We start from the raw sequence: 6,755 nt of genomic DNA, 5'->3' as shown, positions 1-6,755 counted from the left end.
AATCTGTGCCGGCCCGCGCTTCTGCCATTTTTTTCTGGGCGCGGTTCCTAGACCAGCAGTGCCATCCAGCGGTCATGCAGCTCGGAGATGATGTCATCCAGTGCGCTCGCGGGGCGCTCGCCGACGGCTTCGGTGCCGTAGATGGCAGCCAGCAGCGCTACAGCGTAGGCGTCGACCTCGGGATCCCGGGCAGCTTCTTCTTCGGCGGTTGCCGCCGGGGCGGCCTCGATGTCCGATTCCGCGTCCTGCTCGGCGGCATGCTCGCCGAAGTACGCCGCGTAGGCCTCTTCGGCGGACAGCGAGATGTTCTCGGCGATCCTGGTGGCCACCTCGCGCAGCGCATCGGCCGACGGGCCCTGCAGGCCAACGAGCAGCTCGGCCCATTCGCCGGCGGCGGCCTCGGAGCGTTCCATGGCCGAGCGGATGATCTTCGCCGCGGCAATGGCGGTCTTGGCCGCCTGGTCGTCGTGGGTCAGGAAGGCGGCCGAACGGGCCAGGGTCTCGGTGGTGCCCACAGGGACCCGGGCCAGCAGCGCGGCAATCGCGGCACGCGGCAGCACGCCGGTGGAGTCGGCGCCAGCGCCGGTGGGACGCCCCGGCTGTCCCATGTCGGGGCTGTCCAGGCCGGCGAGGTTCTGCGGATCGCCGTCCAGGATCTTCTCGAAGATCTCGACGTTGGCGAATTCCTTGTCGATCCAGCGGCCCAGCGGTTGCGGGGCGCGTTCCGGGAAGGAGCCGGCGATCTTGCTGTAGCCGCGCAGGGCCGCAAGCCACATGCAGGCCGCTTCGTCGCTGGCGACACCGTCGTTGGCCCATTCCAGCGCTTCCAGCAGGCCGTCGGCCAGGTAGAGCGGGAGGATTTCGGTGGCCCCGGGGTCAATTTCGTCACGGGCGTGGGTTGCGCCATCGGCTAGGCCGAGGAGGATCGCAAACACCTTGTCTGAGTAGTTCTCTGGCAGGAGTGCAGTTTCACCGGTTTCATTCACATCACCATTCTAATGTCCAAGTTGTCCGCGGCATTGCATAAGGTTGGACACATGCGATTGCTTCACACCTCGGACTGGCATTTGGGACGGACCTTCCACGGGGCCTCCCTGATCGAAGCGCAGCGCGCAGTGCTGCAGGAAATCATCGCTATCACGATTAATCAGCAGGTTGATGCGGTGCTGATTTCCGGTGACATCTACGACCGCGCGCTGCCGCATGTGGATGCCGTCCAGTTGTGCAACTGGGTGCTGCGCGAGCTGCGCGCCACCGGGGCCGCCGTCGTGGTCACCAGCGGCAACCACGACTCGGCCTCCCGTCTGGGCTTCGGCGCAGAGCTCCTGGACAGCGCCGGGGTGCACATCATCGCCGACCTCCAGCGCATGCTGCTGCCGGTTATCCACGATGCCGGCGATCACTGGGTGGCCATCTACGGTATCCCGTACCTGGAACCGCGCATGGTGATGGAACGCCTGGGCGTGGAAAAGGCCAACCACGAAGCGGTGGTCCGAGCGGCCATCGCGCAGATCGAAGAAGATCTTGCGCAACTGCGGGCAGGGGAAAAACCGGTAGTTTCCATCGCGATGGCCCACCTGTTCGCCGCCGGCGGCTACGGCAGCGACTCCGAACGCGAGCTGAGCACCGGCAACCTCGACGTGGTTCCGGCAGAGCTTTTCGAGCGCTTCGACTACTCGGCGCTGGGGCACCTGCATGGACGGCAGAAGGTCAAGGAGCACGTGCGCTATTCGGGCTCTCCGCTGGCATACTCCTTCTCCGAGGCAACGCAGCGCAAGGGCGTATGGCTGATCGACACCAACGCCCGGGGCATAGAGTCCGTGCAGGAAGTCCTGCTTCCGGTGCCGAAGAAATTGGCCATCCTCAAGGGCAAGCTCGCTGAGCTCCTGGCGGATCCGGAACTGGAATCCGCCGCCGATGCATGGTGCCAGGTCACGCTGATCGATAGCGAACGCCCCGCCGACGCGATGGCAACGATTCGAACCCGTTTCCCCGACACCGTGGTGCTCAATTTCGCCCCCGAACACGCCGGCGGGGATGCCAAGCCGGCGAGCTATGCCGAGCGCATGGCCAAGGCCGCCAGCACCGAACAAGTGGTGGGGGACTTCATGGAACATGTCCGCGAACGCGCGGCCGATGAACTGGAACGGGAAGTCATCGGCGCCGTCATCCAAGCCACCCGAGAGGCACAGGCCAGCCAGTGAGAATCCACAAACTCCAGATCCAGGCGTTCGGGCCCTTCGCAGGCACCGAAGAGATCGACTTCGATGAATTGGCCGAAGGCGGGCTGTTCCTGCTTGATGGCCCCACCGGTGCCGGCAAGTCCAGCATCCTGGATGCGATCTGCTACGCCCTGTACGGTGCGTTGCCCGGAAGCCGCGCCGGCAGCCGGCAGATCCGTTCGGACCATGCCCCGGCCGGTTTGGCTCCGGAAGTGGTCTGCGAGCTGACCATCGGCGCCCGGCGCTTCGAGGTCACCCGTTCGCCGGCCTGGATGCGCCCGTCCAAGCGCGGCAAGAACAAGACCACCGAGCAGAAGGCCGCCAGCTTCCTGCGCGAGTTCACCGGTTCGGGCTGGAAGGAACTGTCCACCCGCAACGACGAGGTGGGCCACGTCCTGGGCAGCCTGCTGGGTCTGGACCGCGAGCAGTTCACCAAGGTAGTCATGCTGCCGCAGGGCGGCTTTGCGGACTTCCTGCGGGCCAAGGCCAAGGACCGCGAAGATCTCCTGGCGAATCTCTTCGATACCAGCGGCTATGCGCGGATCGAGGATGAATTCGCCGCTCGGCTGGCCGAAGAGCGCAAGAAAACCGAGAGCCTGGAAGCACGCCTGAGCGCCAGCGAAGAGGCCATCCATTCCGCTGCCCGGGCGTTCCTCGCTGGCCGCGAAGCCAGCGATGAGCCCGCCGAGGCCGACGGCGAAGCGAACGCCGACGCCGATGGCGCTGGACAGGCCGCGGCGGTGGACCTGAGCAGTGCCGAGCAGTTCGCCGGCTATCACCGCCGGATCGCGGCGGTTCACCGGGACTCGGCCCTAGAAGCGGCCAAACTGCGCACCGAGATGACCCGCACCCGCGAGCAGGCGCAGGCCCTGGAGGAACGCCGCCGGATCTTCGCGCGCCTGGCCGAGCTGCGCGGCATGCAGGCCGGCTATGCCCAGAACCATGAAGCGGCCGCAGCGGCTGCCGCGCGCTTGGACAGCGATGCCAAGGCAGGCGCGGTGCGTGCCTACCAGGCCCAGCTCCAGGAGGCATCCGTCGCCCAGGAGCAGGCCAAGGCAACCTGGCTGGACAGCAAGCTGTGGCTTGAAACCGAACAGGGGCTGGACCCCAGCGCCAACGCTGCCGGTCTGGAGCAGCTGCGCCTGCCGGCGCAGCAAGCGGCCGAAGAACTAGCGGTGGCCAAGGCGGGCCTGGACGATGAAAAGCGCCGCGGCGTCCTGGCCGGCCAGGCACGCAAGGCCGCCGAACTGGCCGCTGCTCAGGAAGAGACCCGTGCCCAGGCCGAAGCCGAAGTTGCCATGCTCAAGGCCGAACGTGCTGCGCTGGAAGCCGCGGACCTCGACCAGGTAGCCGCCGGCGGCAAGGTCCAGCAGGCCAAGGAACAGGTGAAGGGGCTGGAGACCAGGATCCAGCATGCCACCGAGCGCGACGCCCTGGAGAAGCAGGCGCTGGCCGCACGGGAGCAGTCCAGCGCACAAGAGCTGGAGATTGTAGGCGTAGCCAATACCTTGCTTGACCTGCGTACCGAGCAGCTGGCCCAGAGCGCTTTGCGATTGGCTGCCGCGCTGGAAGACGGGCAACCGTGCCTGGTCTGCGGTGCGCAAGAGCATCCCGCCCCGGCCCGGGCGGATGCCGATGCGCCGCTGATCGACGATGAGCAGATCCAGACGCTGGAAACCGCGGTGGCTGTGGCAAGAGCTGCCGGGCAACGGGCCGCGCAGGCGCGCGACACCCTGGTGGCCAAGTTCCAGACCGCGCAGGAAGCTGCCGGCGATGCCCCGGTCGCGGACCTGCGGGCGGAGCTTGCCACGGCGCAGGCCGGGCTGGAACGGGAGCAGAAGCAGCAAGGAGAAATCGCTGCCCGCGTGGCAAAGCTGGATGCGGTGCGCCAGCGTACCGAGCAGCAGAACGCGCGCGCAACCCAGGCGGTACTCGAGCACGCCACCGCGAAGCAGCGGGCGCAGTCCCTGCAAACCCAGCTGGCAGAACTCGACGCCAAGCTGGAGCAGCTGCGCCAAGGCCGGGAGAACCTGGCCGAACTTGTGGCGCAGCTGTCCGCTACGTCCCAGGGCTTGGCCAGTGCGGTGCAGAACCTGCGCCGTTTCCTCGAGGCGGGCGAGGCGCTGGAGAAGGCCGAGGCCACCTGGAATAGCCAGCGCACGGCCGCCGGTTTCGAGAATCCGGCTGCCTTCGAGGCCGCCTTGCTGGACAGCGCCGAACGCGAGCGCCTGCGCCAGCTGCAGCGTGCCGATGCCGACCTGGCCAGTGCCATTGCCACGCTTGAAGCGTCGCAGGACTGCCGCAAGGCCCAGGAATTATCCGCGCAGGGTGTGGAAGGGCCAAGCGAAGAAGGGATTGCCGAAGCGAAGCTGCTCTCTTCCCTCGCCGAAGAACGCTTCGAAGCGGCGCGGGAACAAGAAGTGCTGGCGCAGACCCAGCTCGCTCGCCACGAGCAAGCAGCCACTGACCTTGAACGCCAGCGGACCGAGGCAGGCCCGGTCATCGAAGACTACCGCCGGCTGCGCGGATTGGCTGAAGTGATTCGTGGCGGGGGAGAGAACCTCTACAAGATGACGCTGAGCACCTATGTGCTCGCTGCCCGGCTGGAGGAAGTGGCCATCGCCGCAACGCAGCGCCTGGGCATGATGTCCGGCGGCCGCTACTCGCTGCACCATGATGATTCCAAGCAGGGCAATTCGAAGTCCGGGTTGGGGCTGCAGGTGCTCGATTCGTGGACCGGGAAGCGCCGGGAAACCCAGACGCTCTCCGGAGGCGAGACCTTCATGGCCTCGCTGGCCCTGGCACTGGGCCTGGCGGATGTCATTTCGCACCATTCCGGGGCCGTGGACATGCAGACGCTCTTCGTCGATGAAGGCTTCGGTTCACTTGATGCCGAGACGCTGGAAGAAGTCATGCAGGCACTGGAAAACTTGCGTGCCGGCGGACGGACCATCGGCTTGGTCTCCCACGTGGCGGAAATGAAGCAGCGCATCACCAATCGGATTTCGGTCAGCAAGACCCAGCACGGTTCCACCATTGAACGCGATGGCACTGTGATCTTGGCTGGATAGATTGGACTTGCCCCAGGGCAGTAGCTATCTTGAAAGTAGTGCCATCAGGCATGCCTGGGAAATTTTGTGCGTCGGGGGGTGTGGGACGACGCACGCTTCGTCATGGAGTTTTGTTGACTCAGCCTACTTTGTCGAAGGAAAACAGTGAGGAATCCGAGAAGATGTCCGGATACTCCGCGTTAGTTCCTTTGGTGGGAGCACCCTTCCTGCCGCTTACTTTCCTTGCACGCCTCCCGCTGGCGATGCTCACCATCGGGTCCATGACCCTGGTAACTGCTACCACCGGCTCATATGCCATGGGCGGCTTGGCCGCGGCCATGGTTGGCCTGGGGTCCGCCATTGGCGGTCCGAGCATCGGCTATCTGGCTGACCGGGTGGGCCAGCGCCCGGTATTGACCACTGTCGCGGTCATCCACACCATCCTGCTGGTTGCCCTGACGCTGTTTGCCGATTCGGGACCGGACATGTCCGCGGCCTTGCTCTCGATCATGTGCCTGGCCGCCGGTGCTACCGGCCCGCAGGTCGGCCCGATGTCCCGCGTCCGCTGGATTGCAATCACCCGCCAGCAGAAGAAGAACCACAAGGTCCTTTCGGCGGCACTGAGCCTGGAGTCCATGTTCGATGAACTGGGCTTCGTCTTCGGCCCGGTTGCCGTGGGCCTGCTGGCCTCCCTGGTGGATCCGGTGCTGCCGCTCTACCTTGCCGCCCTGCTGACCCTGGTGCTGGTGCCGGTGTTCGCCTCGCACCGTACCGGCAATGCGGTGAAGCCGGCGAGAACCGCCGAGCACACTCCCAAGGTCTCGATCAGCGGCGCGCAGGTTGCCGCGATCGGTGCCCTGGTCCTGGGCATGATGGCGCTGGGCACGGTCTTCGGTTCCTCGGCGGCCGGTACCCTGGCCTTTGCCGGGGCGCAGGGCGATTCCAACTCCGGCGGCCTGCTCTATGGCGCCATGGGCTTCTCCAGCGCGATTGCCGCGATCTCCGTGGCCGCTTGGCCGCAGGCCTTCAAGCAGATCAACCGCTGGATCCTGTGCGGCGCAGCACTGACCGTGCTCAGCTTCGGCCTGCACGTGGCCGGCAATGTCCCGCTGATGCTGGTTGCCCTGTTCATCGCAGGATTTGCGGTAGGGCCGGTGATCGTCACGGTCATGACCCTGGGCGGCGAAGTCGCTCCGCCGCAGCGCCTGTCCACCGTGATGACCATGCTCTCTGCCGGCATTGTTGTGGGAACCGCGATCGGAAACGGCTTGGCCGGCGTCTTCGCCGAGACCCTGGGCTACCTCGGCGCCTTCTGGGTCTCCACCGGTGGCGCACTGGTGATCTTCCTGGCCGCTGTGGCGATGAAGATCGTTGTCGCGAAGTCCCCGACGCTGGCCCGCGTCCGCTAGGGCAAGAACTCTGCGCATCTTGCGGCCGGCCAGCAAAGCTGGATAAGAAGCATCCCCGTGCACCTCGCCCAGCA

4 protein-coding genes are annotated in these 6,755 nt (G+C 66.0%); 3 read left to right on the top strand and 1 reads right to left on the bottom strand.

Translation table 11 applies throughout. The features are described 5' to 3' along the window. Nucleotides 1-47: 47 nt before the first annotated feature. Nucleotides 48-986: a hypothetical protein gene (locus ACNPM8_RS10070; protein WP_332488207.1), complete on the bottom strand. Its 939-nt coding sequence runs from the start codon at nucleotides 984-986 to the stop codon at nucleotides 48-50. A gap of 51 nt (nucleotides 987-1,037) precedes the next feature. Here ACNPM8_RS10070 and ACNPM8_RS10065 point away from each other — a divergent pair, with 51 nt between their 5' ends. The 3 genes from ACNPM8_RS10065 (at nucleotide 1,038) to ACNPM8_RS10055 (ending at nucleotide 6,681) form a co-directional block, all read left to right on the top strand. Next, nucleotides 1,038-2,204: an exonuclease SbcCD subunit D gene (locus tag ACNPM8_RS10065; protein WP_448939782.1), complete on the top strand. Its 1,167-nt coding sequence runs from the start codon at nucleotides 1,038-1,040 to the stop codon at nucleotides 2,202-2,204. Next, on the top strand, nucleotides 2,201-5,293 hold the full coding sequence (locus ACNPM8_RS10060; protein ID WP_448939781.1) for an AAA family ATPase: 3,093 nt from the start codon (nucleotides 2,201-2,203) through the stop codon (nucleotides 5,291-5,293). Before ACNPM8_RS10065 ends, ACNPM8_RS10060 begins: the two co-directional genes overlap by 4 nt. A 113-nt stretch (nucleotides 5,294-5,406) precedes the next feature. Beyond that, complete coding sequence (locus ACNPM8_RS10055; protein ID WP_105662606.1) at nucleotides 5,407-6,681, top strand: MFS transporter; 1,275 nt, start codon at nucleotides 5,407-5,409, stop codon at nucleotides 6,679-6,681. Nucleotides 6,682-6,755: the final 74 nt, after the last annotated feature.

The sequence above is a fragment of the Glutamicibacter sp. AGC46 genome, from assembly GCF_053543715.1.
The sequence above is the reverse complement of the archived record's forward strand: the minus strand, read 5'-3'. Positions and strand labels throughout refer to the sequence as shown.

What these genes read in the sequence shown, in the direction of transcription:
- ACNPM8_RS10065 (WP_448939782.1), top strand. Translation starts at nt 1,038, where the DNA reads ATGCGATTGCTTCACACCTCGGACTGGCATTTGGGACGGACCTTCCAC.